15 protein-coding genes are annotated in these 16296 nt (G+C 60.2%); 5 read left to right on the plus strand and 10 right to left on the minus strand.

The window, feature by feature from the left end:
- Window positions 1-134 precede the first annotated feature (134 nt).
- Both QA648_RS19885 and QA648_RS19890 read left to right on the plus strand, forming a co-directional pair.
- A complete protein-coding gene (locus QA648_RS19885) occupies window positions 135-1589 on the plus strand; it encodes an APC family permease (protein WP_283053147.1) in 1455 nt (484 codons plus the stop codon).
- Between the two features lie 56 nt (window positions 1590-1645).
- A complete protein-coding gene (locus QA648_RS19890) occupies window positions 1646-3124 on the plus strand; it encodes an aldehyde dehydrogenase (protein WP_283053148.1) in 1479 nt (492 codons plus the stop codon).
- A gap of 183 nt (window positions 3125-3307) precedes the next feature.
- Here the strand turns inward: QA648_RS19890 and QA648_RS19895 are convergent, their stop codons facing one another.
- Together QA648_RS19895 and QA648_RS19900 are read right to left on the minus strand one after the other, a co-directional pair.
- Complete coding sequence (locus QA648_RS19895; protein WP_104826054.1) at window positions 3308-4204, minus strand: MBL fold metallo-hydrolase; 897 nt, start codon at window positions 4202-4204, stop codon at window positions 3308-3310.
- A 25-nt stretch (window positions 4205-4229) separates the two neighbouring features.
- On the minus strand, window positions 4230-4868 hold the full coding sequence (locus QA648_RS19900; RefSeq protein WP_283053151.1) for a DsbA family protein: 639 nt from the start codon (window positions 4866-4868) through the stop codon (window positions 4230-4232).
- A 101-nt stretch (window positions 4869-4969) separates the two neighbouring features.
- Here QA648_RS19900 and QA648_RS19905 point away from each other — a divergent pair, with 101 nt between their 5' ends.
- The gene (locus QA648_RS19905; RefSeq protein ID WP_104826056.1) at window positions 4970-5884 is read left to right on the plus strand and encodes a LysR family transcriptional regulator; all 915 of its coding nucleotides are present in this window, start codon (window positions 4970-4972) and stop codon (window positions 5882-5884) included.
- 19 nt (window positions 5885-5903) lie between these two features.
- Here the strand turns inward: QA648_RS19905 and QA648_RS19910 are convergent, their stop codons facing one another.
- The 8 genes from QA648_RS19910 to alr form a co-directional block, all read right to left on the minus strand.
- Window positions 5904-6893, minus strand: coding sequence for a beta-ketoacyl-ACP synthase III (locus QA648_RS19910; RefSeq protein ID WP_283053154.1), 990 nt, complete (start codon window positions 6891-6893; stop codon window positions 5904-5906).
- Window positions 6890-8158 (minus strand): adenosylmethionine--8-amino-7-oxononanoate transaminase, encoded by a 1269-nt coding sequence (locus QA648_RS19915; protein WP_260304627.1) that lies wholly within the window; start codon window positions 8156-8158, stop codon window positions 6890-6892. Before QA648_RS19915 ends, QA648_RS19910 begins: the two co-directional genes overlap by 4 nt.
- Window positions 8155-8793, minus strand: coding sequence for a dethiobiotin synthase (gene bioD / locus QA648_RS19920; protein WP_283053156.1), 639 nt, complete (start codon window positions 8791-8793; stop codon window positions 8155-8157). The genes QA648_RS19915 and bioD overlap by 4 nt, the downstream gene beginning before the upstream one ends.
- A complete protein-coding gene (locus tag QA648_RS19925; protein WP_283053158.1) occupies window positions 8790-9935 on the minus strand; it encodes an 8-amino-7-oxononanoate synthase in 1146 nt (381 codons plus the stop codon). The genes bioD and QA648_RS19925 overlap by 4 nt, the downstream gene beginning before the upstream one ends.
- Window positions 9932-10927: a biotin synthase BioB gene (gene bioB / locus QA648_RS19930; RefSeq protein WP_104827819.1), complete on the minus strand. Its 996-nt coding sequence runs from the start codon at window positions 10925-10927 to the stop codon at window positions 9932-9934. The genes QA648_RS19925 and bioB overlap by 4 nt, the downstream gene beginning before the upstream one ends.
- A 285-nt stretch (window positions 10928-11212) precedes the next feature.
- On the minus strand, window positions 11213-11593 hold the full coding sequence (locus QA648_RS19935; RefSeq protein WP_260304631.1) for a Rid family detoxifying hydrolase: 381 nt from the start codon (window positions 11591-11593) through the stop codon (window positions 11213-11215).
- Window positions 11594-11628: 35 nt separating this feature from the next.
- The gene (locus QA648_RS19940; protein WP_260304632.1) at window positions 11629-12879 is read right to left on the minus strand and encodes a D-amino acid dehydrogenase; all 1251 of its coding nucleotides are present in this window, start codon (window positions 12877-12879) and stop codon (window positions 11629-11631) included.
- 25 nt (window positions 12880-12904) lie between these two features.
- Complete coding sequence (gene alr, locus QA648_RS19945; RefSeq protein WP_260304633.1) at window positions 12905-14038, minus strand: alanine racemase; 1134 nt, start codon at window positions 14036-14038, stop codon at window positions 12905-12907.
- Between the two features lie 124 nt (window positions 14039-14162).
- Here alr and QA648_RS19950 point away from each other — a divergent pair, with 124 nt between their 5' ends.
- A complete protein-coding gene (locus QA648_RS19950) occupies window positions 14163-14627 on the plus strand; it encodes an Lrp/AsnC family transcriptional regulator (RefSeq protein WP_260304634.1) in 465 nt (154 codons plus the stop codon).
- A gap of 456 nt (window positions 14628-15083) precedes the next feature.
- Window positions 15084-16274 carry a formaldehyde dehydrogenase, glutathione-independent gene (gene fdhA / locus QA648_RS19955; RefSeq protein ID WP_104826064.1) on the plus strand — a complete coding sequence of 397 codons (1191 nt, stop codon included), beginning with the start codon at window positions 15084-15086 and terminating at the stop codon, window positions 16272-16274.
- Window positions 16275-16296 lie beyond the last annotated feature (22 nt).

Here is a 16296-nt window from a genome sequence, read left to right on the forward strand (position 1 = left end):
AATGAACCATAAGCGCTGACGGCGGCAAAATCAACAAAAGCCCAAACCCCGCTCGTCAGTCCGGTTCTGGTGGAGGTCGCCTGCGCGCAATCGCAGCGATGATCGGATATTCTCAACAAGGGGAACGAACGAAGATGAATACGCAAAATTCGCAGGGCGCGGCTGAAAACCAGTTGCGCAAAAACAGTCTCGGCGTAGGTGCCGTCACCTTTCTGGTGGTTTCGGCCGCAGCGCCGCTGACCGCCGTTGCTGGCGGCGTGCCGCTTTCGATGATGCTTGGCAACGGGCCGGGGATACCGCTCACCTTCCTGCTGGTGACAGGCATTCTGCTGCTGTTTGCTGTTGGTTACGTCGCCATGGCGCGCCATATCCGCAATGCCGGCGCCTTTTATGCCTATACGGCCCAGGGTCTTGGCGGCCTCATGGGCGGCGCGGCCGCGCTGATCGCCATTCTCGCTTATAATGCCATGCAGGTCGGCGTTCTCGGCCTTTTCGGCGCAGCGACCAAGGGTTTCTTTGCCGAGCAGCTCGGCCTTGACCTTCCCTGGTGGGTCTGGAGCTTCGTCGGTATCGCCTTCGTCGCCGTTTTTGGCTACCGCCGCGTCGATCTATCGGCCAAGGTGCTGACGGTGCTCGTCATTCTCGAATATCTCGTCGTCCTCGTCATCGACGCCGCGATCTTCGTCAAGGGCGGCGACGCCGGCCTTTCGGCTGCGTCGTTTACGCCGACGGCCTTCTGGAGCGGAACTCCGGCCATCGGCCTCTTGTTCTGCTTTGCCGCCTTCATCGGCTTTGAAGCGACGACTATTTACAGCGAAGAGGCCCGTGAGCCGGAAAAGACCGTGCCGCGCGCAACCTATATCTCCGTTCTCATTATCGGTCTCTTCTATATGCTGACCTCCTGGTTGATGGTGGATGGCGCGGGCGTCGATAAGCTGGTTCCGGCGTTACAGGGTCTTGCCGATCCGACCACGTTCCTCTTCGGCCTTGCCGAGCGCTACGTCGGCCACTGGATCACCGTCGTGATGAGCGTTCTCTTCATCACCAGCCTGTTTGCCGGAATTCTCGCCTTCCACAATGGCGTGGCGCGTTACATGTATGTCGCGGGTCGCGAGGGTCTGCTGCCGAAGTCGGTCGGCGTCACGCATCCGGTCTTCCAGAGCCCGCATGTCGGCTCGATCATCCAGACCGTCATTGCCGTGCTCGTCGTCGCACTCTTTGCAGCGACGGGTCAGGATCCGGTGCTGGCACTCTTCTCCTGGCTCACCAATGTCGCCACGCTTGCAATCATCCTGCTGATGGCGTTCACGGCCTTCTCGATCGTGGTGTTCTTCAGCCGTAATCCGGGGCTTGAGCGCAATGTGCTTGTCATCAAGGTGCTGCCGATCGTGACGGGGCTGATCCTTCTGGCGCTCGTCTACTACATCTCGGCGAATTTCGGTGCGATCGCCGGCGCCAATGGCGTTCTTGCCGTGTTGCTGCCAGGCCTGGTTCTGATCGCGGCGATCGTCGGATTTATCGCCGCGGCGCGCCTGAAGTCTTCGGATGCGGCAGGCTACGCCCGCCTCGGTGCCGGTCAGGAAGCCTGAAGCAGTTCCAATCGCGGTGGCGGGGAAACCCGCCACCCTCTTTGTGAGACAATGAGATGCAAGACAAGATCGACCAGCTCCGGACACTATCCGTTTCCCCGCAGGCATTGTTCATCGGCGGCGCATGGCGCCAGCCGGTCAGCAGCGCCACGATGGATGTCATTTCCCCGATCGATGGAACGAGGCTGACCACCATCGCCGATGCCGGTAAGGAGGATGTCGATCTTGCGGTCAAGGCTGCACGGCATGCTTTCGAAAAGGGCAGTTGGTCGAAGGCGGCGCCGGCGGAACGCAAGAAGGTGCTGCTGAAGATTGCCGAGCTGATCGAAAAGAATGCGCTTGAACTCGCCGTGCTCGGCGTGCGCGATAACGGCACGGAAATCTCGATGGCGCTGAAGGCCGAGCCCGGCAGTGCCGCAGGCACCTTCCGCTATTATGCCGAGACGATCGACAAGGTTTATGGCGAAATCGCTCCGACGGCGGAGAATATTCTGGGTCTCGTTCATCGCGAGCCGATCGGCGTCGTCGCTGCCATCGTGCCGTGGAATTTCCCGATGATGATCGGCGCCTGGAAGATCGCCCCCGCACTCGCTGCCGGCAATTCCGTCGTGCTGAAGCCCGCCGAAGGCGCATCGCTGACGCTGCTCAAGCTTGCCGAAATTTGCGCCGAAGCTGGATTGCCAGAAGGCGTGTTCAATGTCGTCACCGGGCGCGGCGCGGTCTGCGGCGAGGCCCTGGGGCTGCACATGGATATCGACGTGCTCGCCTTCACCGGTTCCGGCTCGATCGGGAGGCGTCTCTTGGAGTATTCCGCGCGTTCAAACCTGAAGAGGGTCTATCTCGAACTCGGCGGCAAATCTCCGAACATCGTCTTTGCGGATGTGCCGGATATGGATGAAGCGGCCAAGGTCTCGGCCTATGGGATATTCCGAAATGCGGGGCAGGTTTGCGTCGCGGGATCGCGGCTGCTTGTGGAGAAATCGATCCATCAGGCGTTTGCAGAGAAACTCGTAGGGGTCGCGGAGACGATGAAGGTCGGCGATCCTCTGCAGTTCTCTACCGAGATCGGCGCGGTTTCCAGCGAAGCGCAGCTCGGCAAAGATCTTGGCTATGTCGAGCAAGCTCTCGTCGAAGGAGCTTTTTTGCGCACGGGCGGCAAGCGCATTCTGGGGGAGACGGGCGGCTTCTACATGCAGCCCACCATCTTCGATATCAGACCCGACATGACGCTGGCGAGGGAGGAGGTCTTCGGCCCCATTCTGTCGATCATACCCTTTGAGAGCGAGGCCGAAGCTTTGGAGATTGCCAACGCCACCGATTATGGTCTCGCCTCGGCGGTATGGACCTCGAACCTTTCGCGAGCGCACCGCATGATCCGCAACATCCGCGCCGGCGTGGTGCATGTGAATACCTACGGCGGGGCTGACAACACCGTACCCCTCGGTGGCGTCAAGCAGTCAGGCAACGGTCACGATAAGTCTTTGCATGCGCTCGATAAATACGTCGATCTCAAGACTGCTTGGATCAAACTCTAAGGTTCACGCAGGAAAGATGCTGTCGGGCATTGGGTTGGTGCCCGACAGCGCGCAACAGATTGGAGTCCACCGTCATTCCTCGACTCCTGAGAAGTGAATGACAAAGGACTTTGACCAAAGTCAGCCCGGAAGTTTTCCTAAGAAAAAACCCGGACTGATCGGGGCAAGGTTACACAGCGAGGCCTACCCCCACTTCATCTCGCCCTTTGCGACCTTGGCGCCCAATTCGAGCGAGCTGGCGTCGCCCAGATGGGGATAACGCTTGGTCATTGCGGCGATCAAAGCCGCACTGTCCTTGGCCTTCACTTCCTCTTCATGGAAGGCGACAAGATAGTCGCGCGTAAACTTGACGGCATCGAGACCTTGCGGAGCACCCTCGGCCTGATGAGCGGGGACCACGATCTTCGGCTTACGGGCCGCCAATGCGTCGAGCGCCTTGATCCAGGCTTCCCGCTTTTCAGGCGTGCCTTCGTCGGCGACCCAGACGTGGATCCCGGAGGAAATCAGCACACCCCCGAACACGGCCTTGATGGAAGGGACCCAGAGATAGCGGCGATCGTGCATGTCAGGGACTTCGACGATTTCGATCTTCTCGCCGTCAAGTTCGAGCGCACTCAGATCCGACGCAGTAGGAATGACGACGTCCGACAGCTTTTGCGGACCGTTTTCCTTCAGTTGCGGTCCCCAGACCGCGAGCTTGCCTTCGACATTGGCATGGATGGCCGCGACGGTGACGGGCTTTGCGATGACCTTGGCATCCGGGAAGGCTTCGACGATCGGCCGGAGGCTGAAATAGTAATCGGGATCGTTGCAACTGACATAGATGGTGCTCAGATGCTTGCCGGTCGCCTTGATGGCGTCCGCGACGGCGCGGCCATCCGAAAGCGTGAAGCCGCCGTCGATGAGAATGGCTTCCTTCTTGCCGGTGAGCAACACCGGCGTGCGGCGGAACCCGGTCTCGGACGCCTGAAAATATTGCCACTTGATCTTCGAGCTTGCGGCCCGGGAAACGCTGAGGGGGACAAGCGAAATGGCGCCGGCGGCCAAGGAAAGTTTGAGTGCATCGCGTCTGGTAAACATACAGGTTCCTTTGTGGTTAGTAAGATCAAGCGGCTTGGAGATGCGCCATGAGGTTGTCATAGCTGCCGAAGAGGGCACTGGCGTTCAGCAGACGCTGGTGTCCGTTTCCTTCGACGACGAGGGCTGGGACGCCGTTGGCGCCATGTTGACGAAAGAGGTCCTGGCCTTGGGCAATGAGTTGCCGATTGGCGTCGAGCAATTCGACCGAGCCTTCGGTCAAGAGACGGGCGGCTTCGCTCAATCCTTCGGATTCGAACAAGCCTGCCAGAACCGGCACGCTGGTGATGTCCAATCCCTTCACATAGCGGGCACGCTGGATGAGACGCAGCGCGTCGAGGCGCCTGCGGTGGTCCGCAAGGCCAGCCGCCGTGATTGCCAGTGTCGCCGGACCCGAGTCGAACAGCGAGCCCGGCCTGTTCAAGACCTTCGATCGATAGTCCTCAGAAAAGGGCTGGCCGCTCAAGCGTTCGATCCGTTGATCGTTGGACCAGGCATAGGCTGCCAATGATGCATCCATCTCACGGGCACCCCCACCCGTGAACAAGCCCGTCGGCAGGAGCTCGAGCTCGACACCCGCCAGATGCAACCGCTCGATCACCAGGCTCGCACCATAGCACCAGCCACATAGGGGATCGAAGAGATAGACGGCAGAGAATTCCTGCATGGATCGTAGTCCTCCGTTGACGGGGCCGATCATCTCAGCGGTTGCGGTGTAAGGAAATATCGGTCAATCATACAGACTGTACGAACAGATCAGACAATAGCATGAGCGAACTCCTTAATCTCAACAGGTTGATCTTCTTCACATCCGTGGTGGAAACCGGATCATTCACCGCCGCTGCTGAACGGCTTGGCGTCGCCAAGGCCGTGGTCAGCCATCAGGTGGCACGTCTGGAGGATGAGCTTGGCGTGTCGTTGCTGATGCGAACGACCCGGCGGCTGCATGCGACGGAAGAGGGGCGAGTGTTCTATGACCGGTGCGCCATCATTCTGCGGGAAGCGGAAGCCGCTTATGGAGAAATGTCGCTTCACGCCATCGAACCCACCGGCACGCTGACGCTGACGGCACCCTTGGATTACGGTGAGGCAGTCGTAGCGCCCGTGGTCGCCACCTACCGGGAGCGGTTTCCGCAGATGCGCGTCGATCTCATATTCGATGACAATGTCATCGATCTCGCCAATGGGCAGTTGGACCTGGCGATCCGGGTTGGCTGGCTGACGGATATGAGCAATAAGGCCCGACGCCTGGGCACGTTCCAGCAGTATCTGGTGGCAACGCCAAAGTTGGCGGCGAGTTTTCCCAAGGTCTCGAAGCCGGCCGATGTAGCGGCGCTTCCCTGGATCGAGAACGCGGTCCTGCGCCAGCCTTTACGTTGGATGTTTTCTCGCGAGGGCCATTCCTCCGAGATCGTCGAGACGAATTCGGCCGTGCGCACCGACAAGACGCCATCGGCCTATGCCTGCGTGAAGGCTGGTATTGGTGTTTCCGTCTTTCCTGACTACATGGTCGTCGACGATATCGCAGCCGGGCGTTTGAGCCGGTTGCTGCCTGACTGGACCTTGCCCGCCGGCGGGATCCATGCCGTGCTGCCGATGGCTCGTTTCCGTCCCGCCAAGGTGCGGCGGTTTATTGAGATGATGCAGGCCGCCGAGCGGCGTCGGGGATCCACGCCCAAATAGGCTGCTCGCCGCCGCTGGATTATATGCCGAAAACGACGGCACCTCCCGTCAGGCCTGCGCCCGCGGCTGTCAGTAGCAGCTTTTCCCCCGAAACGAACGGCCTGGCTCGATGTGAGACCGACAGGGAAAGAGCGATCGTCGCCGCCGACGAATTTCCATAGGTTTCGATCGTCCGCACAGTTTTTGCCGGATCGATGCCGAGCCTGTCGGTAACGGCATCGAAAATGCGGGCATTGGCCTGATGCGGCACGAAGCGGTCGATCGTTGCTGCATCCAGATGGGCAGCAGCAAGCGCGCGGGCGCTGCTGGTCGCCATCATGTCCACCGCTTGCGTGAACATTTCGCGTCCGTCACGCATCGTCATCAGGAAATCCTCCGTCGCCATGCCCGGTGCGAAGGGCCTGTTGCTGCCGCCGGCCGGAATGGAGATCAGATCGTAGCGGCTTCCGTCTGAGGCGAGATCCACACCAAGAATGCCCTTCTCCGTATCGCCTGACGGCGCCAAGACGACGGCGCCGGCAGCATCCGCGAAGAGAACGGCGCTAGCCCGTTCGGCCGGGTTGATCCGCCGGCTGAGAATATTGGCCGCCACCACCAGGACCGGCCGTCCCTGCGTGCGGACAAAGCCGTCGGCAAGCGTCAGCGCGTAGAGGAAGCCGGAACATGCGCCGGCCAGATCGATCGCGCCGCTATTTCGAAGGCCGAGGCGATGTGCCAGCAGGGGGGCAGAGGGTGGCAGCAGATGATCGGGTGTCGACGTGGCGAGCAGGGTCAAAGCAATGTCGTCACGCGCGATGCCGCAGTCGCCGAGGGCAGCTTCGCCGGCCTTTGCGGCAAGTCCGCTCAGCGTCTCAGCATCATCAACCCAGTGGCGCGCGCGGATGCCGGTCCGGCGCTCGATCCAGCCGGGTTCCAGGCCGAGTCTCGCTTCAATCTCGGCATTTTCGACGCGCCGATCGGGCACGGCATGGCCGACGCCCGCGAGAGAAGATGAGCGCGCCTCCCTCATAGCCGCCCAGCCGCAAGAAGGCCTGCCGCTTCATCGATGGCGTCATAGGACCGGTCAAGGTCAGCGGCGGTAATGCAGTAAGGTGGCATCAGATAGATGACGTTGCCGAGCGGACGGATCAACAGACGTCGCTCGCGGAAGAAGGCGCGAAGGCGAGGCCCGACCTCCGAGAGGTATCCGCCTTCCGGCACGACGAGATCGAGCGCGGCGATCGTGCCGCATTGGCGAATATTGTCAAACCGCGGATCACCTTGAAAGCGGGAAAGCCCCGCGCTTTGGCGCTCTGCGAGCTTGGCGATGCGCTCGCCGACGGGTTCCGTTTTCCAGATCTTCAGGTTGGCAACCGCTGCCGCGCAGGCGATAGGGTTGGCGGTATAGGAACTGGAATGGAAGAAGGTCTTGCGCCGGTCCGCCGAGAGATGCGCATCGAATATCTCGCGGGTGCAGAGCGTTGCCGCCAACGGCAGCGCGCCGCCCGTCAAGCCCTTGGATGTGCAGAGTATATCAGGGGTTATAGATGCCTGCTCGCAGGCAAACAGACTGCCCGTCCGGCCCCAGCCGGTCATCACCTCGTCGGCGATCATCAGAGCGCCGTATCGCTCGGCGATGCGCTTCAGCTCGCTGAGCAGTGAGGCTCGATAGATTTTCATCCCACCCGCTCCGAGAATGAGCGGTTCGATGAGAAGCGCCGCCACCTCGCCTGACCGGCAGGCATCCTCGAACGCATCGAGCGTGGCCTGCTCCTCGCCGATCGTCGGAAAGGGCAGTCTGTTGACCTCGAAAAGCAGCGGCTCGTAAGCGGCGTTGAACACGCCGCGCTCTCCGACGGACATCGTACCGATCGTATCGCCGTGATAGCTGTGCTCCATCACCACGATGCGGCTGCGCGGCTTTTGCGTGTTATGGAAAAAGCCGAGCGCCATCTTCAACGCCACCTCGACCGCGGTGGAGCCGCTGTCGGAATAGAAGACGTGCTTGAGCCCAGCGGGTGCGATCTCGATCAAGCCTCTGGCCAGCTCTTCGGCCGGTTCATGGGAATATTCGGCGAAGATGATCTGGTCGTAGGTTTCGCAGGCTCGTCGGATCGCATCCATGATCACGGGATGACGGTGGCCGTGGGTAATCACCCACCACGAGGAGATCGCATCCAGAATGGCGGTGCCATCTTCGTCTACAAGATGGGCACCTTCGGTTTTTGCAATACGCTTCATCGCCGGCTCGAGCGCGTGCTGCGTAAAGGGATGCCATACGGGCGAAGACGTCATACCGGCTCCTTGCGGAAGAGATCGATGTCGAAATTTTCGCTAAAGGCCTGGCGCAGAAGCTCCGGCGTGAGCGTATCGAGTTTTGGAAGCCGTCCGAGTGAACGGACTCGCCCCAGCTTTGCGATGATGCTTTCCGTTTCCGCCTGTTTATCGCCGATGAAAGCGACGCCGAAAACTGGAATGGACCGGGCGCGCAGCGCCTCCAGCGACAGCAATGTGTGATTGATGGTTCCGAGGCCCGTGCGGGCGCAAAGGACGACAGGTATTTGCCAGCGGGCAAAGACGTCTGCAAACACGGCCTCTTCGGTGAGCGGCACCAGCAATCCACCTGCGCCTTCGATGATCAGCGGCGCATCGGTGCTGGGCGGAATAAGGGCTTCGGCCTCTATCCGGACCCCGTCGATCCTGGCTGCAAGATGCGGCGAAGCCGGTGTCCGCAGCCGGTAGGCTTCCGGCATGATGCGCGCAGGCGGGATCCGACCGAGCCGCTGCACCGTCTCACTGTCCGTTTCGTCTTCGAGACCGGCTTGGATCGGCTTCCAATAATAAGCGCCGAGCGCATCGGTCAGGGCCGCCGAGAAAACGGTCTTGCCGATCCCCGTGTCGGTTCCAGTGACCACAAACCTTAGCGTCACGACTTTTCCTCCCCGATGACGGCGGCGAGGCGCGCGAACATGTGCGATATCGTCGCCCTGTCTACGTTCAGGGTGATGGCAATTCTGAGCCTCGCCGTGCCTTCGGGTACGGTCGGCGGCCGGATCGCGCGGATGTCGAAGCCTTCGTCGCGCATCCGCGCTGCGATCCGCATCGATAGGGCGTTATCGCCGATTGGAACCGGCAGGATCTGCGAGCCGCTACCGTCGGCGCCAAGTGCGGCAGCAAGTTCTGCGTTGGCGAATGTCTGCAATGCTTCCAGAGAGGCCCGGCGCTCGGGTTCGTCGGCAAGAACCTTCAACGCCTCGCGTACGCCGGCAGCCATCAGCGGCGATGGCGCGGTCGAGTAGATGAAACCGCGTGCCCGGTTGACGAGATAGTCGCATAGCACCGCACGGCCGCCGATCAGCGCGCCGCTACTACCAAGCGCCTTGCCGCAAGTATGGAGAACGACGATGTTCTCGCGGCTTTCGAGACCGGAAGCGAATCCACGCCCGCCGGGTCCGAAAACGCCCGTCGCATGGGCCTCGTCAATCACCAGAAGGCCGTCATGCCGGTCGGCCAGTTCGGCGAGCTCGGTCAGCGGAGCCCGATCGCCATCCATCGAATAGAGGCTCTCGACGGCAATCCATGGATGGCCGGCGCCGCCCGCAGCGCGCCATTTCTGAATGGCCTCGGCAAAGGCCTGGACGTCATTGTGCTGCACGGAGACCGATGGTGCCTTGCTTGCCGAAATCCCTTCGTGCACGCTCGCATGTACCAACGCGTCATGAACAATCAGGTCATCCCGCTGCGGTAGGGTCGAAAAGAGCGCGACATTGGCGGCATAGCCGCTGCCAAAGTAGAGGCAGCGTTCCACGCCGAAATAGGCGGCGGCTTCCGCTTCGAGTGCTTCATGTTCCGGATGGTTGCCGCGTAGCAACCGCGAGCCGCCGGCACCGACCGGCACGCCCCGTTCGATCGCTGCGGTGATGGCAGCCTTGAGGCGCGGAGAATTGGCGAGTGCCAGATAGTCGTTCGAGGTGAAGTCGACGCCCCCTTGCGGCAGCAAGGTCCGATACCGTCCCTTGCGCTCGAGCCCGTTCAATGTCCGGCCATAGCGCGCGAGGCCCGCGCCTGTCATGCATTCGGCTCCAGTTCCATGGGCTTCAAGCCGAGGCGGCGGAAAAGGCCGGTGTCGTGGTCCTCCCCCGGATTATCAGTGGTCAGCAACGTATCGCCGACGAAGATGGAATTGGCTCCGGCGAAGAAACAGAGCGCCTGCGTCTCATCGCTCATTTCCGTCCGACCGGCTGACAGGCGCACATGGGATTGCGGCATCAGAATTCGCGCAAGCGCAATGGTGCGGATGAATGCGATGGGATCGATCGGCGCGGCATCGGCGAGTTTTGACCCAGGGATCGGAATGAGCATGTTGATCGGCACGCTTTCCGGCGGCGAGGGGAGGTTGGCGAGCGTCACCAGCATGGAAATGCGGTCGTCAGCCGTTTCCCCCATGCCAAGGATGCCGCCGGCGCAGACCTTGATCCCGGCGTCGCGCACGTTCGAAAGCGTTTCCAGACGGTCGGCGAAGGTGCGGGTGGTGATGATCTCGCTGTAAAAGCGCTCGGAAGTATCGATATTGTGGTTGTAATAGTCGAGGCCGGCATCTGCGAGTTCCGCGCTCTGCCCGGGCGACAGCATGCCCAGTGTCATGCAGGTCTCCATGCCGAGCGCCTTGACGCCGCGAACCATCGCAACGATCGCCTCCATGTCGCGTTCTTTCGGGCTGCGCCACGCAGCGCCCATGCAATAACGCGTTGCACCACCCTCTTTGGCCTTGGCCGCCTCGGCGACAACCCGCTCGACCTCCATGAGCTTCGACGCTTTGAGCCCTGTTGGATAATGTGCCGACTGGCTGCAGTAGCCGCAGTCCTCGGCGCAGCCGCCGGTCTTGATCGAAAGAAGCCGGCTCATCTGCACGGCATTGGGATCGAAATTCTCCCGATGCACGCTATGCGCACGGAACAAAAGATCATTGAAAGGAAAATTATAGATTTTTTCTGCTTCGAAAAAACTCCATTTCTCCGTTGATGCAACCAGTTTTGGATCGTTTGTAGCGATTTCGTGCGGCATCTCCGGCAAATTCCTTCTCCCTGCAGAATAGTTATCGATAGAGCGTTCCTGATTATCTATAATTTCTCGATGCGAACTACTGCAAGCACGCATACGGCGAAGGTTGTCGGTCGTTCAACAATTCATGAGAGTGTGGTTACCGGGGCCGGCGATGGTTTGTCCTCCCTTTGCCGGCAAGCAGTTCGTCTCGGAGACTATGGCTTCATGTGCCGTGCCGCGTTATATTCCACGCCACCGGCGCGAAATGATTGCGACATCAGGGCGCGCGATCATTCATGGTGCGGCTCAGGCAAGCGAAATGATTGCCTCGATCTCGACTTGTGCCCCTTTGGGCAGCGAGCTGACCTCATAGCAGGCTCGGGCTGGAAAAGGATTTCGGAAGAAGGTTGCGTATATCTTGTTGATGTCAGCGAATCGGGAAAGGTCCGTGAGCAGGACGGTCGTCTTGACCGTCTTCTCGATGCTCGATCCCGCCGCTTTCGCGATCGCCGCAATGTTTTTCAAGCATTGTTCTGCTTGTTCGACAGGATCGTCGGAAACGAACTCTCCGGTGGCCGGATTGATCGGGAGCTGCCCCGAGACGAAGAGCAGATCGCCCACCTTGATTGCCTGCGAAAACGGGCCGATTGCGCCCGGAGCTTCAGACGTCGTTATTGCCTCGATCAATGATGCCTCCATCCTGTCTTGCGTTGAATAATGGCTCAGCGGTAACGGCTGATTGCCAGATCGGCCGCGTCGATTTCCGGCTTGCGCCCACTGACCAAATCGCTGATCAGACGCGCAGAGCCGCAGCTCATGGTCCAGCCGAGCGTGCCGTGGCCAGTGTTGAGGAAAAGGCCGGCAATCTTCGTCGGGCCGATCACCGGCGTACCGTCCGGCGTCATGGGCCTCAGCCCGGACCAGAATGACGCCTTCCGCAGATTGCCGCCTGGGAAAAGGTCGGTTACCGAATGGTCGAGCGTCCGCCGGCGGGCATCGCCAAGATCGTTGGTATAGCCCGAGATTTCAGCCATGCCGCCGACGCGGATACGATCGCCGAGGCGGGTAATCGCAATTTTGTAGGTTTCGTCCATCACGGTCGATTCCGGTGCCCGTGATGCATCGATGATCGGGATCGTCAGTGAGTAGCCCTTGACCGGATAGACGGAAAGCCGGATGCCAAAGGGCCTCAGCAGCAGTGGCGAATAGCTGCCAAGTGCGACGACGATCGCATCGGCGCTCATATGCCCGCGGTCGGTCATGACGCCGCGAACCTTGCCGCTCTGGACATCGAGCCCCTTGATCGTCGTTCCGTATTGGAACCGGACGCCGAGTTCGCTTGCCCTTGCGGCGAGGGCATTGGTGAACTTGAAGCAATCGCCGGTCTCGTCCTTAGGCGTCAGCAGACCGCCGACGATCTTTTCGCGGACATGGCGGAGCGCCGGCTCCACGCGAATGCATCCGTCGCGGTCGAGTACCTCATAGGGAATGCCGTCGGCTGCAAGAGCCTTGACGTCCTTTGCCGATGCATCGAGCTGTTGCTGCGTTCGGAACAACTGCAGCGTGCCCTGCATGCGCTCGTCATAGGCGATGCCGGTCTCCTTGCGGACCTCGGCCAGCGAGATGCGGCTGTAGTCGGCAAGGCGCAGCATCCGGCTCTTGTTGATCGCATAGCGTTCCGACGTGCAATTGGACAGCATCTTGACGAGCCAGGACAGCATGGCGCGATCGAGCCGTGGACGCAGGATGAGCGGAGCATGTTCCATGAACAGCCACTTCATCGCTTTCATCGGGATGCCTGGTGCGGCCCAGGGCGAGCAGTAACCGAACGAGACTTCACCTGCGTTTGCGAAGCTCGTTTCCAGGGCGGGTCCTTCCTGACGGTCGACGACGGTGACCTCGTGTCCTGCCTTGGCGAGTTGGTAGGCGCTGGTTACGCCGATAACGCCGGCGCCGAGTACGATGACTTTCATAGTTTCCTCGATGGTGGTCTGTTGCTCAGCGATACCGACGTTCGTAGCGACGGCCGAGGCTGGTCAGGAGTTCATAGGAGATGGTGCCGGCGGCTTCGGCGACGTCCTCAAGCGTCTGGTGAGGGCCGAGGACTTCGACGAGGCTGCCAAGCGAAAGCGTGCCGGAGGGGAGGGCGGTGATATCCACGGTAATGCTGTCCATCGAGACACGGCCGACAATCGGCAGACGAACGCCACCATAGAAAACGGCTCCTCGATCACTGAGACTGCGCGGCAGCCCATCGGCATAACCTGCGGCGATCGTGGCGAGCCTGCTCTCGGCAGAAGTCACGCGGGCGCCGCCATATCCGACGCGCGTGCCCGCCGGAACTGTTCTCGTCTGGATCACGGCGACATCGAGCCTGACGATCGGCTCCATTGGATTGGCTTTGCCACGAGTGGGCGCTCCGCCGTAAAGCGCGATGCCGAGACGGGCCAGAACCCCGTGATACTCGCTGCCTAGAAAAACGCCTCCCGAATTGGCGAAGCAGACATCAAGGCCGGGAAATTCGGTCGCGACAAGACGCATTTCCGCGAGCTGATCGGCATTCTGCCTGTTGTCCGCCTCGTCGGCGCAGGCGAGATGGCTCATGATGAAAAGGACTTCGATGTTGCTGCAGCTCTTGAGATCGGTTGCGAGTGCGCTTCTTTCTTCCGGCGAGATGCCCAAGCGCGACATGCCGGTGTCGAACTGCAAAACGGCGGGAAGAACGCGTCCGAGCTTCTGAGCCGTAGACGACCACCGCCGGAACTGCTCAAGCGAGTTGAGAACCGGAACGATGTCGGCCTCGGCACAGCCAATCTCCGATCCCGGCTGCAGTCCGTTCAGCACGAATATTCGCGTATCGTTTGGGACAAAGGGCCTGAGTTGGATCGCCTCCGAAAAGTGTGCAACAAAGAAATGCCGGCAGCCTTGCGCATAAAGGGCCTTGGAGACCTGTTCGGCGCCAAGACCATACGCATCAGCCTTGACGACGGCTGCGGCTTTTGCGGGCGCGACCGTCGCCGAAAGCTTCCGGTAATTTCGGCACAATGCGGGAAGGTCGATGGTCAGATAGCCGGAAGCCCCGATACCGGCTTCGGTCTGCTGATAGTCTACATGCAGAGTCTGATGATCCATATGCACCCCCTCGGACATGCGAGAAGATATTGAAATATTCTTTGAATATCCCGCCTATTGCTGATCGTTTGTTTCAATGCATGATATTCAGTCGAATAATCTGCGAAAAAATGGAATATTCTGCATGGCAGCGATTGACGCGATCGACCGCAATCTCCTCCGCCTGCTGCGGTTGAACGCACGCATGAGCAATGCGCACCTGGCGCAGGAAGTCGGCTTGTCCCCTTCGGCCTGCCTGCGGCGGATCAAATTGCTCGAGGAGGCTGGCATCATCCGCGGCTATACGGCCCTGGTGAACAGCGGCAGTTCCGAGGATACGATCGCGGTGATCATAAACATCACATTGGAGCGGCAGACCGAGGAACATCTCGACCGCTTCGAGGCAGCGGTGCGAAAGCATCCCGAGATTCGTGAATGTTTCCTGATGACCGGCGGCTCGGACTATTTGCTCAGGGTGGAGGTGGCAGGCGCGGGTGAGTTCGAGAGAATTCATAAGGAAATTCTCTCGACGTTGCCCGGCGTCCTGAGAATTCATTCCAGCTTTTCAATTCGAAACGTCCTGGCTACCCGGACCAGGGGGCGACGTTGATCCCATCTGGCAGATCGGCCGGTTGATTATCTGGTAAGCAAGATCGCCAGTTCCGCCCGCTTCATCCTGGAACTTGTTCCGCCGCTGCGCCGCAGATCATATTCGTCGTGCAGAGGGGGAATGTCCTGAACATCCCTTATTCGAATACGTTGTGCCCAACGCCATTGAATGTCCGAGCCAGTCAGGCACTTTTGCTGATGTGCAATAAACTCAAGCCGTAGTGAATTTTTTTGCACAGTCGCGATCGCTATATCGATGGTAGACAGTATAGCATCATCGCTTTTAAAGGCGAATTCGCCAGCTTGGTAATTAAAAATAGAGAGATGAATAGGCGACTTAGATAGAGGCTATGTCGTCTTGAGAATAACCGCGCTCTTATGCGGGAACTGCGGCGCAATTGGAATCCTGCCCGCGGAGGAATGGGCAAGAGAGACTTAACCCAGGAGGAGACAGACTATGAGCAGGAACAGAGGCGTCGTCTACATGCGGCCCGGCAAGGTCGAGGTCCGCGACATCGACGACCCCAAGCTGGAGGCGCCGGACGGTCGCCGTATCGAGCATGGCGTGATCCTCAAAGTGATTTCCACGAACATCTGCGGCTCAGACCAGCACATGGTGCGCGGCCGCACGACGGCAATGCCTGGTTTGGTGCTCGGCCACGAGATCACGGGGGAGATCATTGAAAAGGGTATCGATGTCGAAATGCTGGAGATCGGCGACATCGTCTCCGTGCCGTTCAACGTGGCCTGCGGGCGCTGCCGCTGCTGCAAGTCACAGGACACCGGTGTCTGCCTTACTGTTAACCCTTCGCGCGCTGGTGGCGCCTACGGTTATGTCGACATGGGCGGCTGGATCGGCGGGCAGGCGCGCTACGTCATGGTGCCCTATGCGGATTTCAATTTGCTGAAGTTCCCCGATCGCGACAAGGCGATGGCTAAGATCCGCGATCTTACTATGCTGTCCGACATCCTGCCGACAGGTTTCCATGGCGCGGTGCGCGCGGGCGTCGGTGTCGGCTCTACGGTCTATGTGGCGGGCGCCGGTCCAGTCGGCCTTGCCGCTGCCGCTTCGGCGCGCATCCTGGGGGCGGCCGTTGTCATGATTGGCGACTTCAACAAGGATCGCCTGCAGCATGCTGCCAATGTCGGCTTCGAACCCATCGATCTCTCCAAAAGCGACAAGCTAGGTGACATGATCGCCCAAGTGGTCGGCACGAACGAAGTGGACAGTGCGATTGATGCGGTCGGCTTCGAGGCGCGCGGCCATGCGGGCGGCGAGCAGCCAGCGATCGTGCTCAACCAGATGATGGAGATCACACGCGCAGCAGGCTCGATTGGCATTCCAGGGCTCTATGTGACGGAAGATCCTGGCGCTGTCGACAACGCGGCAAAACACGGCAACCTGTCATTGCGCTTTGGTCTCGGTTGGGCGAAAGCGCAGTCCTTCCACACTGGTCAGACGCCGGTGTTGAAGTACAACCGTCAGCTCATGCAGGCGATTCTGCACGACCGGCTGCCGATCGCCGATATCGTCAATGCGAAGATCATTGCACTCGACGATGCCGCTCAGGGTTACGAGAGTTTTGACCAGGGCGCGGCGACCAAATTCGTCCTCGACCCGCATGGAGACCTGCTGAGGGCTGCCTGAAGTAAAACAGATTGCCACGGCG

Source organism: Rhizobium sp. CB3171 (assembly GCF_029714265.1).
GTDB lineage: Bacteria > Pseudomonadota > Alphaproteobacteria > Rhizobiales > Rhizobiaceae > Rhizobium.

Coding starts and splice junctions, on each gene's coding strand:
- QA648_RS19885 (WP_283053147.1), top strand. CDS start 135: ATGAATACGCAAAATTCGCAGGGCGCGGCTGAAAACCAGTTGCGCAAA.
- QA648_RS19890 (WP_283053148.1), top strand. CDS start 1,646: ATGCAAGACAAGATCGACCAGCTCCGGACACTATCCGTTTCCCCGCAG.
- QA648_RS19895 (WP_104826054.1), bottom strand. CDS start 4,204: ATGTTTACCAGACGCGATGCACTCAAACTTTCCTTGGCCGCCGGCGCC.
- QA648_RS19900 (WP_283053151.1), bottom strand. CDS start 4,868: ATGCAGGAATTCTCTGCCGTCTATCTCTTCGATCCCCTATGTGGCTGG.
- QA648_RS19905 (WP_104826056.1), top strand. CDS start 4,970: ATGAGCGAACTCCTTAATCTCAACAGGTTGATCTTCTTCACATCCGTG.
- QA648_RS19910 (WP_283053154.1), bottom strand. CDS start 6,893: ATGAGGGAGGCGCGCTCATCTTCTCTCGCGGGCGTCGGCCATGCCGTG.
- QA648_RS19915 (WP_260304627.1), bottom strand. CDS start 8,158: ATGACGTCTTCGCCCGTATGGCATCCCTTTACGCAGCACGCGCTCGAG.
- QA648_RS19925 (WP_283053158.1), bottom strand. CDS start 9,935: ATGACAGGCGCGGGCCTCGCGCGCTATGGCCGGACATTGAACGGGCTC.
- bioB (WP_104827819.1), bottom strand. CDS start 10,927: ATGCCGCACGAAATCGCTACAAACGATCCAAAACTGGTTGCATCAACG.
- QA648_RS19940 (WP_260304632.1), bottom strand. CDS start 12,879: ATGAAAGTCATCGTACTCGGCGCCGGCGTTATCGGCGTAACCAGCGCC.
- alr (WP_260304633.1), bottom strand. CDS start 14,038: ATGGATCATCAGACTCTGCATGTAGACTATCAGCAGACCGAAGCCGGT.
- QA648_RS19950 (WP_260304634.1), top strand. CDS start 14,163: ATGGCAGCGATTGACGCGATCGACCGCAATCTCCTCCGCCTGCTGCGG.
- fdhA (WP_104826064.1), top strand. CDS start 15,084: ATGAGCAGGAACAGAGGCGTCGTCTACATGCGGCCCGGCAAGGTCGAG.